Raw genomic sequence first — 14144 nt, forward strand, 5'->3', positions numbered from 1 at the left:
GTCACCGCTCGTTCTGGGCGTGCGCCGTGGCAAGCCGGTCGAACTTGATGCCCGAGTCGTCCGGGCGGCCGAGCAGCAGGGCGTAGAGGATCTCCTCGTCCTCCGGCAGCCCCGCCAGCGTGCGCCACAGCGGCACGTCGAAACCACCGATGGCGGTCACCCCGACCGTCGCGCGGTTCGCGCCCAGGTAGAGGAGCTGTCCCAGGGCACCGCAGCGGAAGGCGAGTTCCCGCAGGTTCTCGGTGCCGGCGGCCGAGCCTGCCCCGGCGAGCGAGGTGCGGGGTACGTGCAGCAGCAGGATGGCCGCGGCCCCGGCGAGGGCTCGCTGCTGCATGCAGGCACGGGCCACCTCTTCGGTGGACGGCAGCGGTCCTGGCTGCCGCTCACCGGTGTGCAGCCGGTAGACCGCGTTCTGCTCGGGTTCCGTCGTCGACCGCAGGACCAGGGTCGCGGACAGGGGCGAGGCGTCGGGGAGGTCGGTCTGCAGCGGTGTCGACAGGGCCGAGACCGCCTGCCAGACGGCGGAGGCGGAGACGGGTTCGCCCGTGAACGCCTTGCTGGAGGCTCGTGTGCCGATCAGTTCCGGCCACTCGGAGGGGTCACCCAGGCCGCTGTGCCCTCCGGCCGGCCGCCGGCCGGTGCGGATGCGGGCGAGGGGTGCGGCCACCGTCCGCAGGGCCGCGGAGGCGGAGTGCTCGGTCCATCCGGCGAGGGAGTCCCAGCAGGTGCTCTCCAGCCACGACCGCCAGGTGGGCCCGCGCCGTTCGCGGTCGGTGTCGTCGTGCACGGTCCAGCGGGTCGACGGCTCGCCGGCCGGGTTGGCCGGTATCAGGGTTGCGGAGTAAATCTCCCGGCAGTTCTCGCCCGCCTCCAGTAATTCGGAGAGAGTTTCCCTGGGGAAGCGCAGCCGTAGCGCCCCCGCCGCGCCACGGCCGGCCGCAGCCAGTAGGAGATTTCCCGCCGCGTGTCCCGCGTCGATTTGGGTGTACAGATATCCACGGTCACCATATTTGCGCATGGAAAGCCAGGGGCGGGTGAGCGTGATCACCAGCGCTCCACCGTTTTCCGGGATGGCCAGCATGGAAGCGTCCAGTGCGGTGGTGACGCGGGTTCCGGCGGCCAGCCGGGCGCAGATACGGCGGTCGGCGTCGACACGGAAGGCCGTCGGCACGCCGTTCTCCATGACGAGGACGGCGAACTCGTACGGGTACACGGCTCCGGCCGACGGCACCGCCCGCGCCGCGTACGAGCCGCAGGACCGGTTGGCGCGGCTGGTCAGCGCGCCTTCTTCCAGCAGAGACAAGGCAAGGCGCAGGCCGGGGGCGGCAACGGGCTCGGCGGGCGGCTCGGGCGCCGCCGCCGGCAGGGCCACCCGGGCCCACAGGTCGGCGGCCCGACCCTCGGATTCACGCCCGGGCGACGCTGCGGGTACGGCTCTTGGGGTGGTGAGATTTCCTTGCACGTCTGACGCAAACCTCCTGTTGCCTGACAGTCCGCAGGGTGCAGATGAGGGCGGCGTTGACCTCGGCACTGACAGTGCGGACCTAATGCATCAACGGGGGACATTGCATTTGCTTTCGCGACGATCCACTCACCGGACTTCCGATTGTCCAGTACCTGAGACCGGCGCGGCCTCGGATCGCGAGGCGAGCGATTTCAGCTTTTGACGCCAAGACATGGCACGTATCCGAGGGAATGTCTCGCGCCATGAGAACGCATGATCGGTTACGGCCGCTGCAAGCATGCCAAGTGGCCGAGTATTGGTCAAGACCAATGAAACAAGGCTGCTTAATAAATGCCAATAAACCGAATGAATGCCGCGAATCGGACACCGATCGGAAGTGGTCGACCGTGGCAGCCGTCGACAGCGTCCCGACGGGCATCCGAGAGCGGATCGGCACGCACCGGGCCGTGCGGGCCGATGCCCTTGACCTCCTGCGCGATCGCCGGCAAACCCGGACACAAGGAGAAGCGGGCCCCGCGATGACTTCCGTCACCGCCAGAGACCCGCTTCATCGTTTCCGTGTCCGAGGGGGGACTTGAACCCCCACGCCCGATAAAGGGCACTAGCACCTCAAGCTAGCGCGTCTGCCATTCCGCCACCCGGACTAGGTGTGTGTCGCCCGGCCGGGGCGTTCCCCGCGGCGACATGGACAACAATACCAAGGTTCTGGGGTGCGTTTCACCTGCGTATCCGCCCCGCCGAGCGGCCCGGGGCCGAGACGGGCCGCCCTCTCGGCGGACGGCGTACAGAGCGCGAGAGCCCCCGCACCCACCGTGATGTTCACGGGATCGGCTGGTACTCCGTGAAGTTCCCGGGCACCCCTGCCCCGAGCACCCCGTCGCACCGCCGGGAGGGGTGGCATGTCCGCCGAGCGCCCCGTGGGATCGGTGGGGCGGCGTACGGTCGGACGCCCCGCGGCACCTCAGGGGCAGCGCACCCCGTGGCACCTCAGGGGCAGCGCAGTCGGACGCCCCGTGGCACCTCAGGGGCAGCGCACGACCTGCCCGGCGTACGAGAGGTTGCCGCCGAATCCGAACAGCAGCACCGGGTCGCCGGTGCTGAGCGCGCCCCGTTCGATCAGCTTGGAGAAGGCGAGCGGGACGCTGGCGGCGGAGGTGTTGCCGGACTCCGCGACGTCGCGGGCGATCACCGCGTTGACGGCACCGAGCTTCTCGGCGAGCGGCTCGATGATCCGCAGGTTGGCCTGGTGCAGGACGACCCCGGCCAGGTCCTCGGGCGCCACCCCGGCCTTCTCGCAGGCCCGGCGGGCGATGGCCGGCAGCCGGGTGGTGGCCCAGCGGTACACGCTCTGCCCCTCCTGCGCGAACCGCGGCGGGGTGCCCTCGATCCGCACCGCGTGCCCCATCTCCGGCACCGATCCCCACAGCACCGGCCCGATCCCGGGCTCCTCCTCCGGGCGGCACGCCTCGACGACGGCGGCCCCGGCTCCGTCGCCGACGAGGACGCAGGTCGAGCGGTCGCTCCAGTCGGTGACGTCGGACATCTTGTCGGCGCCGATGACCAGGGCCCGGGTGGCCGCGCCGGCCCGGAGGGTGTGGTCGGCCGTCGCGAGCGCGTGGGTGAAGCCGGCGCAGACGACGTTGACGTCCATCGCGGCGGGCTGTGGGATGCCGAGCCGGGCCGCGACCCGGGCGGCGGTGTTCGGGGAGCGGTCGATGGCGGTGGAGGTCGCGACGAGTACCAGGTCGATGTCGCCGGGAGTCAGGCCGGCCGCGGCGAGGGCCTTGGCCGCCGCGTGGGCGGCCAGTTCGTCCACGGGCTCGTCGGGGCCGGCGATGTGCCGGGTCCGGATGCCCACACGGCTGCGGATCCACTCGTCATCGGTGTCGACCATGCCCGCCAGGTCGTCATTGGTGAGCACCCGGGCGGGCTGGTAGTGACCGATGGCGGCGATGCGCGAGCCGTTCATGCGGGGGATCCCCTCGTTGCCGTGGTAGCGGGATGCATCAGTCTGGTCAGTGACCGACGGGTACGACGGCAGGTGAAGCCACAGGAATCACGCGCCGGGATTGTCGGCTCCCGTCAGACCCTCGGACGTCCGCGCATCCGCCCCCGCACCGTCCGTCCCGCGCCCCGGCGCCGAACGGCGGCCCGGTCCGACGGACTTCCCGTTCGCACCCCGGACCGGGCCCGGGGCGCCCTCGTCCGCACGCGCGCGGGCCGCCCGCCACCCGGTCGACGAGCCCGGAGCCCCGTCGCTCCCCGGTCGGAGTCGGACCTGCGGCGGCGGGTACCTGGGACGCGGCACGGCAGACGGAGACGGCCGCGGTGTGCGCCCGCCGCTCGGGTGGGCTGCCACCTCGCGCTCCATGTGCAGGACAATGAGAGCGTGAAGGTCACCTCGCCGCACGACGACCCGGTGACCCGCGGCAACCTCCGCATCAAGGGCCGATTCGGCTGCCAGCACGTAGAGAACCGGGGCTGATCAGAACATGGGACGAGTCACGGAACGACGCAAGGTCCTGCGCATCCGGGACGGGGCGGTCTCCACCCGGCCGGACACGCTCGTCGCCGAGGAACCCCTGGAGATCCGGCTGAACGGCAAGCCGCTCGCGATCACCATGCGCACCCCCGGCGACGACTTCGCGCTGGCGGCGGGTTTCCTGGTGAGCGAGGGCGTGCTCGCCACCGCGTCCGACCTGCGGAACATCGTCTACTGCGCGGGGGCGACGGCGGACGGCTCGAACACCTACAACGTGGTCGACGTGCGGACCGCGCCCGGCGTCGCCCTCCCGGACTTCACCCTGGAACGGAACGTCTACACCTCCTCCTCGTGCGGACTGTGCGGCAAGGCCAGCCTGGACGCCGTGCGGACGACCGCGCGCTGGCCGATCGCCGACACTCCCCCGCTCCGGGTCACCCCGGAGCTGCTGGCGGCCCTCCCCGACCGGCTGCGGGCCGCCCAGCGGGTGTTCGACCGGACGGGTGGCCTGCACGCGGCGGCCCTGTTCGACGAGGACGGCGAACTGCTGGACACCCGGGAGGACGTGGGCCGGCACAACGCGGTCGACAAACTGGTCGGGCGGGCGCTGCGGAACGACGCGCTGCCGCTGTCCCGGACCATCCTCATGGTCTCCGGCCGGGCCTCCTTCGAGCTGGCGCAGAAGGCGGTCATGGCGGGCATACCGGTGCTCGCGGCCGTGTCGGCGCCGTCGTCCCTGGCGGTGGACCTGGCCGCGGAGACCGGTCTGACCCTGGTGGGCTTCCTGCGGGGCAACTCCATGAACGTGTACGCGGGCGAGGACCGGATCGCCCTGCGGGAGGCGGCCGCCCAGAGCTGACCGGCCCCGGCACGGCCCCGGGCCCCCGCCCGGGGGGAGGAACGCCCCCTGCGCCACGGGATCCCCCGCCGCCTCACTCCGTTCGCCGCTTCCGCAGGCGCCTCGGCCGGGGCCGGGACCCGCGCCGGCTCTCTTCGCGGCCGATGCGCCGGGACACCGCGTCGGCCGGCGCTCGCCGTCGGTCAGGCGAAGGTCAGATCGGTCGTTCGCGTGACGGTGCCCAGTCTCGGGAAGTCCAGCCGTACCGAGGCGTCGTGCTCGGCCGCGGTGAACGCGGCCATGGCGTCCTCGGCGAAGACGAGGTCGTAACCGAGGTCGGCGGCGGCGCGGGCGGTGGACTCGACACCGAGGTTGGTGGCGATGCCGCCGAACACCAGGGTGGTGATGCCGCGTTCCCGCAGCCGCTCGTCCAGACCGGTGCCCTGGAAGGCGCCGATGGTCCGCTTGACCACCTCCAGGTCGCCGTCCCGGAGCAGGCCGGTCACCAGTCCGCTGCCGGGCGGCTGCTCGGCGACGGCCGGGCGCTCGACCCGTACGAGCACGACGAGGGCGCCGGCGCGACGGAAAGCGCTCGCCAACTCCTCGGCCTTCGCGAGTACTTCGGTGCCTTTGCGGGGTTCCAGGGGCAGCGCGACGATGCGGTCCATCAGGTCGACGAGGACGAGGGCGGTGCGCTGCGGATCGAGCACGGGAGCTGCGGTCATGACGGAACGTTAACCGGCGTCAGCCGTCCGTGCCGGAAATCCGGATCAACAGGCCCATGAACTGATCACGTTCGGCGGCCGACAGCGGGGCGAGCAGCCGGTCGTTGGCCCCGCGGGCGGCTTCTTCGCAGCGCGCGAGGAGAAGGCCGCCCTCGCCGGCGAGGGTGACGGCGTTCTTGCGCCGGTCCCGGGGGTCGGGGGTGCGGTCGACCAGGCCGGCGGACTGGAGGTCGTTGAGGATGCCGACCACGTCCTTGGGGTCGAGGCTCACGGCGCGGGCGAGGTCGGCCTGTGCGACCGGGGCCAGGTCACGGACCGCGGACAGGACGACGTAGTGCCACATCTTCAGCCCTTCGGCCGCGAGGGCGTCGGCGACCAGGGCGCGGCCCCGCGCGGCGGCCCGGCCGAGGAGCCAGCTGGGCAGGGAACGGATCGCGGGCAGGGGTGCTTCGTCCATGACCGCAGACTATCCGAAGAATCATTGGACTTCCCAACGACCTTCCCCTACCGTTGGGACTCCCAACGAATTCATGGATGTTCCCCACGATCGAAGGGGCCGGCGCGCCCGGCCTCTGGAGGTTTCGATGCGTCGTGTCCGGTACGAGTCCGTCGGCGGCCCCCTGTTCCTGGAGGAGGTGCCCGTCCCCGAGCCCGGCCCCGGAGAGCTGCTCGTGCGCTGCGAGGCGGTCGGCGTCACCCTGCCGATGGTCCGCAAGGTGACCGAGGCCGCCGAACCGGTGCCGCTGGGCGGTGAGATCGCGGGTGTGGTGGTGGCGGCCGGCGCGGGCGTCACCCGCTTCCGCGCCGGCGACCGGGTGACCGGACTGTGCTTCGGGTACGGATACGCCGAATTCGCCGTGCTGCACGAGGCGATGACCTCACCGGTGCCGGACGACGCCGACCCCGTGACCGCGGTCGCGCTGGTGCGCAGCGGCCTGGTGGCGCTCGGGGCGCTGGACGCGGCGCGCCTCACGCCGGGAGAGTCGGTCCTCGTCACGGCGGCGGCGAGCGGCGTCGGACACCTCGCGGTGCAGCTGGCGCGGGCGCGGGGGGCCGGCCGGGTGGTGGGGGCGGTGTCCGGTCCGGGCAAGGCGGACTTCGTCCGCTCGCTGGGGGTGGACGCCTGTGTGCGGTACGACGACGACGGCTGGGGGGAGCCCGTCGACTGTGTCCTGGACGCCGTCGGCGGCGACCTGCTCACCCCCGCCCTCGCCGCGCTCGCCCCGCACGGCCGCCTGGTCGCCTACAGCTCGGGCGGCGGCACGGTCCGGGCGTACGACCTGCTGGTGGGAGCCAAGTCGGTCATCGGCTTCCAGATGGCACTGATCGCCCGCGGCCGGCCGGAGCTGTACGAGCAGCGGCGGCAGGAGCTGTGGCGGCTGCTGGCCGAGGGCGCCGTGCAGCCCGCGGTGCACGGGGAGTTCGCCCTGGAGGACGCGGCGGCGGCGCACGAGGCGATCACGGGCCGGGCCAACCTCGGCAAAGTCGTCCTGCGCCCGTGAGTGCACGCTTCTTGTGAGCCGCCTACCCCCCAACTACCGTCGATGGGACGCACGTTGGACGTGGGATGTCCGGATGACCAGATGTCCGGCCGATGAAGGGCAGGTCGCACCGTGCCGTCATGTCTTCGCGCCCGTCTCAGATCCGTTCTCGCCGCCGTCGCCGTCACGGCGGCCGGTCTGCTCGTTCCCTTCGTGCCCGCCCATCCGGCGCACGCCCGGCCGGCGGCCGGAGCCCCGCAGTTCGAACAGCAGGTGCTGTTCAAGGCGTCCCAGGACCCCGGATACGCGTGCTTCCGCATCCCGGCGGTCGTCCGGACGACCGAGGGCACGCTGCTGGCGTTCGCCGAGGGCCGCGTTCTCAACTGCGGGGACGCGGCCGACATCGACCTCGTGGTCAAACGTTCCACCGACGGCGGCCGCACCTGGGGACCGCTCCAGGTGGTCAACGAGGGCGCCGGCGACACCCACGGCAACCCGGCACCGGTCGTCGACCGCTCCACCGGCCGTATCTGGCTCGCCGAGACGTACAACACCGGCCGTACGGACAGCGCCGGTTGCCCGGTCCCCTGTGACCGCACCCCGCACATGCAGTACAGCGACGACGACGGCAGGACCTGGTCCCAGCCGCGCGATCTGAGCCCCGAGATCCTGCCCGCCGACTGGAACTCCTGGTACGCCACCGGGCCCGTGCACGGGATCCAGCTCACCCGCGGCCGGCACGCGGGACGCCTGGTGTTCGGCGTCAACACCGAGACCTGGGGCGGCAGCAGGATCTCCGCCAACCACGCGGCCCTGATCGTCAGCGACGACCACGGCGGCCACTGGCGGATCGGCGCCACCGACACCTGGCCCATCGCCGCCGACGGCACCTTCCGGCAGAAGCCCTCCGAACTCACCCTCACCGAACGTGAGGACGGTTCGGTGCTGGTCAGCGGCCGGGAGCAGGACGGCACCGACCTCGGGCACCGCACCCAGGCCGTCAGCCGCGACGGCGGCGGCAGCTTCACCGCGCCCTTCCACGACCTGCCGGACCTGTACACCCCGCAGGTGCAGGGTTCGATGCTGCGGCTGGGCGACCGCATCCTGCTGGCCTGCCCCGGCGACCCCGACCGGCGCCGCACCATGATGATCCGCTCCTCCTACGACGGCGGCCGGACCTGGGACGGCGTGGACCGCGGCACCGTCGTCACCACGGACTGGTCCGGCTACTCCGACCTGGTGCGCATCGGCTCCGCCACGATCGGCCTGCTGTACGAGGGCGGTGCGGTGGACGCCCGCGACGAGATCCGTTTCGCCCGCTTCACCGAGGACTGGCTGGCGCCGCGCCGCGGCCCCGACCCGGTCACCCCCGACCTCGCCCGGCACGCCCGCCCGGCCGCGGTGCTCGGCGACCCGGAGCAGACGGACGGGGTGTCCGGGGACGCGCTGGAGTTCGACGGCGCCGGCGACGCCGTCCGCCTGCCGTACCGCACCGGGCTCCCCCTGGGCGCGGAGGACTTCACGGCGTCGCTCTGGTTCCGGTACACGGCGACCGCCGGGGAGCAGCCGTTCCTGTGGATGGGGGGCATCGGCGGCAGTCAGCCGCAGGTGTGGCTGCGCGGCGAACCGGCCGGCAGCCGTGTCCAGGCGCTGATCACCGCGCGGAACGGGGCCGCCGCGCCGCGGACCGTGTCCGTGCGCACGACCGCCGCGTACAACGACGGCGAATGGCACCACGCCGTACTCCGCCGGGGCGGAGGCCGGCTGGCCTTGTCCGTCGACGGTACGGAGTCCTCCGCGCTGGACGTACCGGGCTCGGTCAGCCGCTACTCGCCCTTCGGGGTCCACGTGGGTCAGCGCATGGACAGCCGCGCCTTCCTCACCGGCGCGCTGGACGAGGTGCGGGTGTGGGACCGGGCGCTCACCGACGAGGAGCTGGCGGACCCTGACGTGCTGCGGTCACCGCAGGACACGGTCCTGTGGCTGCCCCTGGACCGGGTTCGCGGCTGACCCCCGCGGCGCCTCCCCGGTCCCCTCGGACGCGTCCGCCGTTCCCTCGGACGCATCCGCCGTAGCCTCGGACGCATCCGCCGTAGCCTCGGACGTGTCCGCGGTCGTCTCCGGATCGGCGGCCCGGCGCTTGGCGAGGACCGCGCACACCATCAGCTGCATCTGGTGGAACAGCATCAGCGGCAGGACGGCCAGGGAGGCATGGCCGGCGAACAGGACGCTCGCCATCGGCAGTCCGGAGGCGAGGGACTTCTTCGACCCGGCGAACTGGATGGCGATCCGGTCCTCCCGGCCGAAGCCGAGCGCCCTGGCGCCGTACCAGGTCAGGACCAGCATCACGGCCAGCAGGACGGCCTCGACGCCGAGCAGCCCGGCCAGCCGCACGGGACTGACCTGGTGCCAGATGCCCTGGTTCATGCCCTCGCTGAAGGCGGTGTAGACGACCAGCAGGATGGAGCCGCGGTCGACGAGACCGAGGACCTTCTTGTGCCGGGTGACGAAGCCGCCGATCCAGCGCCGCAGCACCTGCCCGGCGAGGAACGGCACCAGCAGCTGGAGCACGATCTTGACCAGGGAGTCCGTGGAGAACCCGACCTCGTCGCCGCCGAGCAGCCCGGCCGCGAGCAGCGGGGTCACGACGATGCCGACCAGGGAGGAGAAGGACCCGGCGCAGATCGCCGCGGGCACGTTGCCGCGGGCGATCGAGGTGAACGCGATGGACGACTGGATCGTGGACGGCACCAGCGTCAGGAACAGCAGGCCCTGGTAGAGGGGCTGGGTCAGCAGGGCCGGCACCAGCCCCCGCGCGGCGAGGCCGAACACCGGGAAGACGACGAAGGTGCAGATCAGGACGGTGGTGTGGAGCCGCCAGTGCTTCAGTCCGTCCAGCGCCTCCCGGGTGGACAGCCGGGCGCCGTAGAGGAAGAAGAGGAAGGCGATCGCGGCCGTGGAGGCGCCCGAGGCGACGTCGGCCGCCGCGCCTCGGGCCGGGAGCAGCGCGGCGAGACCCACCGTCGCGAGCAGCACCACGATGTACGGGTCGATCGGCATCCAACTCGGCCAGCGCAGGCGTTTCACGGTGCTCCGATTGCTGTGTGCGTCGTTCGTACGGTCCGGGGCCGCAAGACCCCCCTTCATCGTCCCCTCCGGGCCGCCGATCGGGAATCCCGCACACCGCTCTTACTGTCATCACGTTCCACGATGAGCCGCTAGGCTCGGGCACGTGTACGAGCCGACCCAGCTGCGCACCTTCCTCGCGGTCGCCCAGACGCTGAGCTTCACCCAGGCCGCCCGGCGGCTGGGGCTGCGCCAGTCCACGGTGAGCCAACATGTGCGCAGGCTGGAGGAGGCCGCCGGCCGGCAGCTGTTCTTCCGGGACACCCATTCGGTTGAGCTGACCGAGGACGGCGAGGCGATGCTGGGGTTCGCCCGCCGGATCCTGGCGGTGCACGAGCAGGCGACGGCGTTCTTCACCGGCACGCGCGTGCGTGGCCGGTTGCGGTTCGGCGCCTCGGAGGACTTCGTCCTGACCCGGCTGCCGGAGATCCTGGAGGGCTTCCGCTACGACCACCCTGAGGTCGACCTGGAGCTGACGGTGGAGCTGTCCGGGACCCTGCACGAGCGGCTGGCCGCCGGGAAGCTCGATCTGGTGCTGGCCAAGCGGCGCCCGGAGGATCCCCGCGGTGAGCTGGTCTGGCGCGACGACCTGGTGTGGATCGGCGCCGAGCGGCTCCGGCTGGACCCGGACCGGCCGGTGCCGCTGATCGTGTATCCGCCGCCGGGCATCACGCGTGCCCGCGCGCTGGAGGTCCTGGAGGGGCAGGGCCGTGAGTGGCGGATCGCGTGCACGAGCGGCAGCCTCAACGGGCTGATCGCCGCGGCCCGCGCCGGCCTCGGGGTGATGGCCCACTCCCGGCGGCTGATCCCGCCGGGTCTGTTCCGGCTGCCCGAGCGCGCGGCCCTGCCCGAGCTGGGCAAGGTCGACTTCGTGCTCGTCCACGGCCGCAACCGGGGCCCGGCCGAGGGCGCGGCCAACGCGCTGGCGGCGGCGATCCTGGCGGGCGGCGAGCGGCTGCGGCGAAGCGGCGGCTGACACCGGCGGGCCCCCGGCGCCCTCCGTGCGGGTCCCTGTCCGTCACCGCCCGGGGCGGTAGGTCAGCTGCTTCACCCGGCGCAGGAAGGGGGTCGCCTCCACGTGCTGGACTCCCTCCAGACGGCCCAGGGGGCCGCTCAGGTAGGCGTACAGGGCCGCGGTGTCGCGGACGACGGCGGTGACGACGATGTGGGAGGGGCCGGCGGTGGCGGACGCGAAGGCGATCTCGTCGTGGGTGGCGAGCGTGCGGCCGACGGAGTCCAGGGCCCCCGGGGCGGTGGTGATCCACAGGATGGCCGCCTTGGGGTAGCCGAGGATCTCCGAGTCGTACTCGATGTCGACGTACACCGCGCCGGAGGCGATCAGGGTGGAGAGGCGGCGCTTGACCGCGGACTCGGAGCGGCCGGTGGCGCGCTGGAGTTCGGGGTAGGTGGCGCGGCCGTCGCGTTCGAGGACGGCGAGCAGCGGGGCGTCTTCGGGCTCCAGGCGGGCCGGTCCGGGTTCGGGCAGGTCGGGGCGCAGGGCGGCGGTCTGCTCCTCGCTGAGCGCCCGGAACTTGGGCAGCCAGCCGACCGGGCCGCCGTAGAAGCGGTGCAGGAGTTGCAGCGCGCGGATCTCGACGACGCTCGGGGTGCGGGGCAGTTTGCCGAGCAGCAGGTCGTCGTGGTCGCCGGGGCTGCGCGGCCGGGTGATGCAGGCGATCTCGGTGCCGCCCGAGACCAGCCCGATCCAGTGGGTGTCGGGGCGTCGGGCGAGCGCGTCGGCGATGACGGCGGCGCCGTCGGGCGCGCAACGCAGCCGCAGCATCCACTGGTCCTGGCCGAGGCGTACGGCGTCCCGCAGGACGACGACGCGGAGGCCGCCCTCGGCGCACAGGCGGCGGTAGCGCCGGGCGATCGTCTGGTCGGAGACGCCGAGGACGGCGGCGATCCGGCTGAAGGGGGCCCGGCCGTCGACCTCCAGGGCCGAGAGCAGCTGGAGGTCCAGCAGATCGAAGGTGTCGGATTCCATCCGCAGCATGCCATTCCCCGTCGGATTCCGTCGCGTTCGGCTGTGTGCGACGTCTGATCGGCCGTCTTTGGTCATCGTACGCAGCGATACGCAGCCGTTCGTACAGGGGAGTTGAGGAATGCATAGGTGGGGGACGCTCACGGCCGTGTGCCTGGGCACGTTCATGCTGCTGCTGGACGTGACCATCGTGGTGGTGGCGCTGCCGGACATGGCCGGCTCGCTGCACGCATCGCTGGGCGATCTTCAGTGGGTGGTCGACGGGTACGCCCTGGCGCTGGCCGCGCTGCTGCTCGGCGTGGGCGCCGCGGCCGACATCCTGGGCCGGCGGCGGGTGCACGTGGCCGGCGTCGCACTGTTCGCGGCGGCCAGCCTGCTGTGCGGGCTGGCGTCGGGGCCGGAACTGCTGGTGACCGCGCGGGCGCTCCAGGGTCTCGGCGGGGCTGCCATGTTCGCGACGACCCTGCCGCTGCTGGGGTCCGTCTACCAGGGGCGGCATCGCTCCGCCGCGCTCGGCGTGTGGGGTGCGGTCAGCGGCGGCGCCGCGGCGGTCGGGCCGGTGCTGGGCGGGCTGATCGCGGAGGGGCCGGGCTGGCGGTGGATCTTCTATGTGAACCTGCCGGTGAGTGTCGTGGCGGTGTGGCTGACGCTGCGGGCGGTCCCCGAGTCGCGCGGGCCGCGCGGGATGACCGTCGACTGGGCGGGTACGGCGGCCTTCGCGGGCTTCGCGGGCGGGGCGACCTACGCCGTCGTGCGCGCCGGTGAGGACGGCTGGACGGCCCCCGCCGCCCTGACCGCGTTCGCCGCGGCCGCGCTCGCCCTGGTGGTCTTCGTGCTGGTGGAGCGGCGGGTGGCGCATCCGCTGCTGGACCTGTCGCTGCTGCGCCGGCCGGCGTTCGTCGGGACGATGCTGGGCGCGTTCGCCTTCAACGGGGTGGCGTTCGGCGGGATCGCCTATCTGTCGATATGGATGCAGACGCTGCTCGGCATGTCGCCGGTGCGTGCCGGGCTGACGCTGCTGCCGATGACGGCGGTCTCCATGGTGGTCGCGGTCCTGGTCGGCCGGCTGCTGCACGGGGTGCCGGCCTGGCTGACCGTCGGCGGCGGGCTGCTGCTGATCGCCGCGGGCACCCTGTGCCAGGCGGTGCTGGACGCGGGCTCGGACTGGACGGCGCTGGTGCCCGGGTTCGTGCTGGTCGGGATGGGCACCGGGTTCGTGGCGCCTACGGTGGCCGGGGCGGCGCTTGCGGCGGTGCCGGCGGAGCGGTCCGGGATGGCGGGCGGTGCGGTGAACACGGTCCGGCAGCTGGGGTACGCGCTCGGGGTGGCGGTCTTCGGCACAGTGCTCACCTCGCGGATGACCGGCCCGCTGCCGAGCGGCGCGGCGCATGCGCTGGCCGGCGGCGGTGCGGGGGCGCTGCGCGGCGGCTTCCCCGAGCACACCCTGCGTGCCGCGTTCGCCTCAGGTCTCGACGGCGCGCTGGTGGTCACGGGCCTGGCCGGGATCGTGGCGGGCGCCCTGGTGCTGGTCCTGGTGCGCGCGGGCCGACCGGTCCCCCCGAAGACCTCCGACGGGGCACCGGCAAAGAAGACGGCGGTGGCTCGCGGCTGAGACGACGGTCGCCCGCGGCCGAGACGGCGGTGGCACACGGCCGAGACGGCGGTCTCCGCGGCTGAAACGGCGGTGGCCCGCGGCCGAGACGGCGGTGGCCCGCGGCCGAGACGGTGCTGGCCCCCGGCTGAAACGGCGATGGCCCGCGGCTGAAACGGCGATGGCCCGCGGCCGAGACGGCGATGGCCCGCGGCCGAGACGGCGGGCGGTGCCTGCGGGCGGCCGGGGCGGTCACGGAGCAGCGGTCCGCGGCCGCCCTGCGGCCGTTCCGCGGCCGTTCCGGGGTCGCTCGCACCCCTCCCGCGCCCCTCCTGCGGCCGTTCCGGGGTCGCTCGCGCCCCTCCCGCGGCCGTCCCGCGCCCCTTCCGCGCCCCTCCCTCGCCCCTCCCGCGCCCGGGGATCCCGGTAATCGGTGCGTACAGATTCGGTGG

At 73.1% G+C, this 14144-nt stretch carries 11 protein-coding genes, 1 tRNA gene and 1 pseudogene; 6 read left to right on the forward strand and 7 right to left on the reverse strand.

Annotated elements, in window-relative coordinates:
* Window position 1 precedes the first annotated feature (1 nt).
* The 3 genes from JK361_RS40910 to JK361_RS01620 all read right to left on the reverse strand — a co-directional run bounded on the left by JK361_RS40910 (window position 2) and on the right by JK361_RS01620 (window position 3434).
* Window positions 2-1462: a nitroreductase family protein gene (locus JK361_RS40910; RefSeq protein ID WP_201813775.1), complete on the reverse strand. Its 1461-nt coding sequence runs from the start codon at window positions 1460-1462 to the stop codon at window positions 2-4.
* 562 nt (window positions 1463-2024) lie between these two features.
* Window positions 2025-2109, reverse strand: a tRNA-Leu gene (locus tag JK361_RS01615).
* 377 nt (window positions 2110-2486) lie between these two features.
* Entirely contained in the window at window positions 2487-3434 is a 948-nt protein-coding gene (locus JK361_RS01620) for a beta-ketoacyl-ACP synthase III (RefSeq protein WP_201813776.1), read from the reverse strand.
* Window positions 3435-3748: 314 nt separating this feature from the next.
* Here JK361_RS01620 and JK361_RS40915 point away from each other — a divergent pair.
* Window positions 3749-3950, forward strand: a pseudogene (locus tag JK361_RS40915) (2Fe-2S iron-sulfur cluster-binding protein); the annotation flags it as partial.
* A 7-nt stretch (window positions 3951-3957) separates the two neighbouring features.
* Window positions 3958-4806 (forward strand): formate dehydrogenase accessory sulfurtransferase FdhD, encoded by an 849-nt coding sequence (gene fdhD, locus JK361_RS01630; RefSeq protein ID WP_201813777.1) that lies wholly within the window; start codon window positions 3958-3960, stop codon window positions 4804-4806.
* Window positions 4807-4988: 182 nt separating this feature from the next.
* Here fdhD and JK361_RS01635 read toward each other — a convergent pair whose 3' ends face one another.
* Together JK361_RS01635 and JK361_RS01640 are read right to left on the reverse strand one after the other, a co-directional pair.
* The gene (locus tag JK361_RS01635; protein ID WP_201813778.1) at window positions 4989-5510 is read right to left on the reverse strand and encodes an isochorismatase family protein; all 522 of its coding nucleotides are present in this window, start codon (window positions 5508-5510) and stop codon (window positions 4989-4991) included.
* A gap of 19 nt (window positions 5511-5529) precedes the next feature.
* Window positions 5530-5967 (reverse strand): MarR family winged helix-turn-helix transcriptional regulator, encoded by a 438-nt coding sequence (locus JK361_RS01640; RefSeq protein WP_201813779.1) that lies wholly within the window; start codon window positions 5965-5967, stop codon window positions 5530-5532.
* Window positions 5968-6094: 127 nt separating this feature from the next.
* Between JK361_RS01640 and JK361_RS01645 the strand changes: the two genes are divergently transcribed.
* Both JK361_RS01645 and JK361_RS01650 read left to right on the forward strand, forming a co-directional pair.
* A complete protein-coding gene (locus JK361_RS01645) occupies window positions 6095-7012 on the forward strand; it encodes a quinone oxidoreductase family protein (RefSeq protein WP_201813780.1) in 918 nt (305 codons plus the stop codon).
* Window positions 7013-7123: 111 nt separating this feature from the next.
* Window positions 7124-9001, forward strand: coding sequence for an exo-alpha-sialidase (locus JK361_RS01650; protein ID WP_201813781.1), 1878 nt, complete (start codon window positions 7124-7126; stop codon window positions 8999-9001).
* Here the strand turns inward: JK361_RS01650 and JK361_RS01655 are convergent.
* A complete protein-coding gene (locus tag JK361_RS01655; RefSeq protein ID WP_201814228.1) occupies window positions 8951-10051 on the reverse strand; it encodes a bile acid:sodium symporter family protein in 1101 nt (366 codons plus the stop codon). The genes JK361_RS01650 and JK361_RS01655 overlap by 51 nt on opposite strands.
* A gap of 172 nt (window positions 10052-10223) precedes the next feature.
* Between JK361_RS01655 and JK361_RS01660 the strand changes: the two genes are divergently transcribed.
* Window positions 10224-11093: a LysR substrate-binding domain-containing protein gene (locus JK361_RS01660; RefSeq protein WP_201813782.1), complete on the forward strand. Its 870-nt coding sequence runs from the start codon at window positions 10224-10226 to the stop codon at window positions 11091-11093.
* 42 nt (window positions 11094-11135) lie between these two features.
* On the opposite strand, the gene JK361_RS01665 is transcribed toward JK361_RS01660, so the two are convergent.
* Window positions 11136-12113, reverse strand: a complete 978-nt coding sequence (locus JK361_RS01665) for an Lrp/AsnC family transcriptional regulator (RefSeq protein WP_201813783.1) — start codon at window positions 12111-12113, stop codon at window positions 11136-11138.
* A 109-nt stretch (window positions 12114-12222) separates the two neighbouring features.
* Between JK361_RS01665 and JK361_RS01670 the strand changes: the two genes are divergently transcribed.
* Entirely contained in the window at window positions 12223-13713 is a 1491-nt protein-coding gene (locus JK361_RS01670) for an MFS transporter (protein ID WP_201813784.1), read from the forward strand.
* The last annotated feature ends 431 nt before the right edge of the window (window positions 13714-14144 follow it).

Source organism: Streptomyces musisoli, assembly GCF_016741855.1.
Taxonomy (GTDB): Bacteria; Actinomycetota; Actinomycetes; order Streptomycetales; family Streptomycetaceae; genus Streptomyces; species Streptomyces musisoli.

What these genes read in the sequence shown, in the direction of transcription:
- JK361_RS01645 (WP_201813780.1), top strand. Translation starts at nt 6,095, where the DNA reads ATGCGTCGTGTCCGGTACGAGTCCGTCGGCGGCCCCCTGTTCCTGGAG.
- JK361_RS01635 (WP_201813778.1), bottom strand. Translation starts at nt 5,510, where the DNA reads ATGACCGCAGCTCCCGTGCTCGATCCGCAGCGCACCGCCCTCGTCCTC.
- JK361_RS01620 (WP_201813776.1), bottom strand. Translation starts at nt 3,434, where the DNA reads ATGAACGGCTCGCGCATCGCCGCCATCGGTCACTACCAGCCCGCCCGG.
- JK361_RS01655 (WP_201814228.1), bottom strand. Translation starts at nt 10,051, where the DNA reads ATGCCGATCGACCCGTACATCGTGGTGCTGCTCGCGACGGTGGGTCTC.
- JK361_RS01640 (WP_201813779.1), bottom strand. Translation starts at nt 5,967, where the DNA reads ATGGACGAAGCACCCCTGCCCGCGATCCGTTCCCTGCCCAGCTGGCTC.
- fdhD (WP_201813777.1), top strand. Translation starts at nt 3,958, where the DNA reads ATGGGACGAGTCACGGAACGACGCAAGGTCCTGCGCATCCGGGACGGG.
- JK361_RS01665 (WP_201813783.1), bottom strand. Translation starts at nt 12,113, where the DNA reads ATGCTGCGGATGGAATCCGACACCTTCGATCTGCTGGACCTCCAGCTG.
- JK361_RS01670 (WP_201813784.1), top strand. Translation starts at nt 12,223, where the DNA reads ATGCATAGGTGGGGGACGCTCACGGCCGTGTGCCTGGGCACGTTCATG.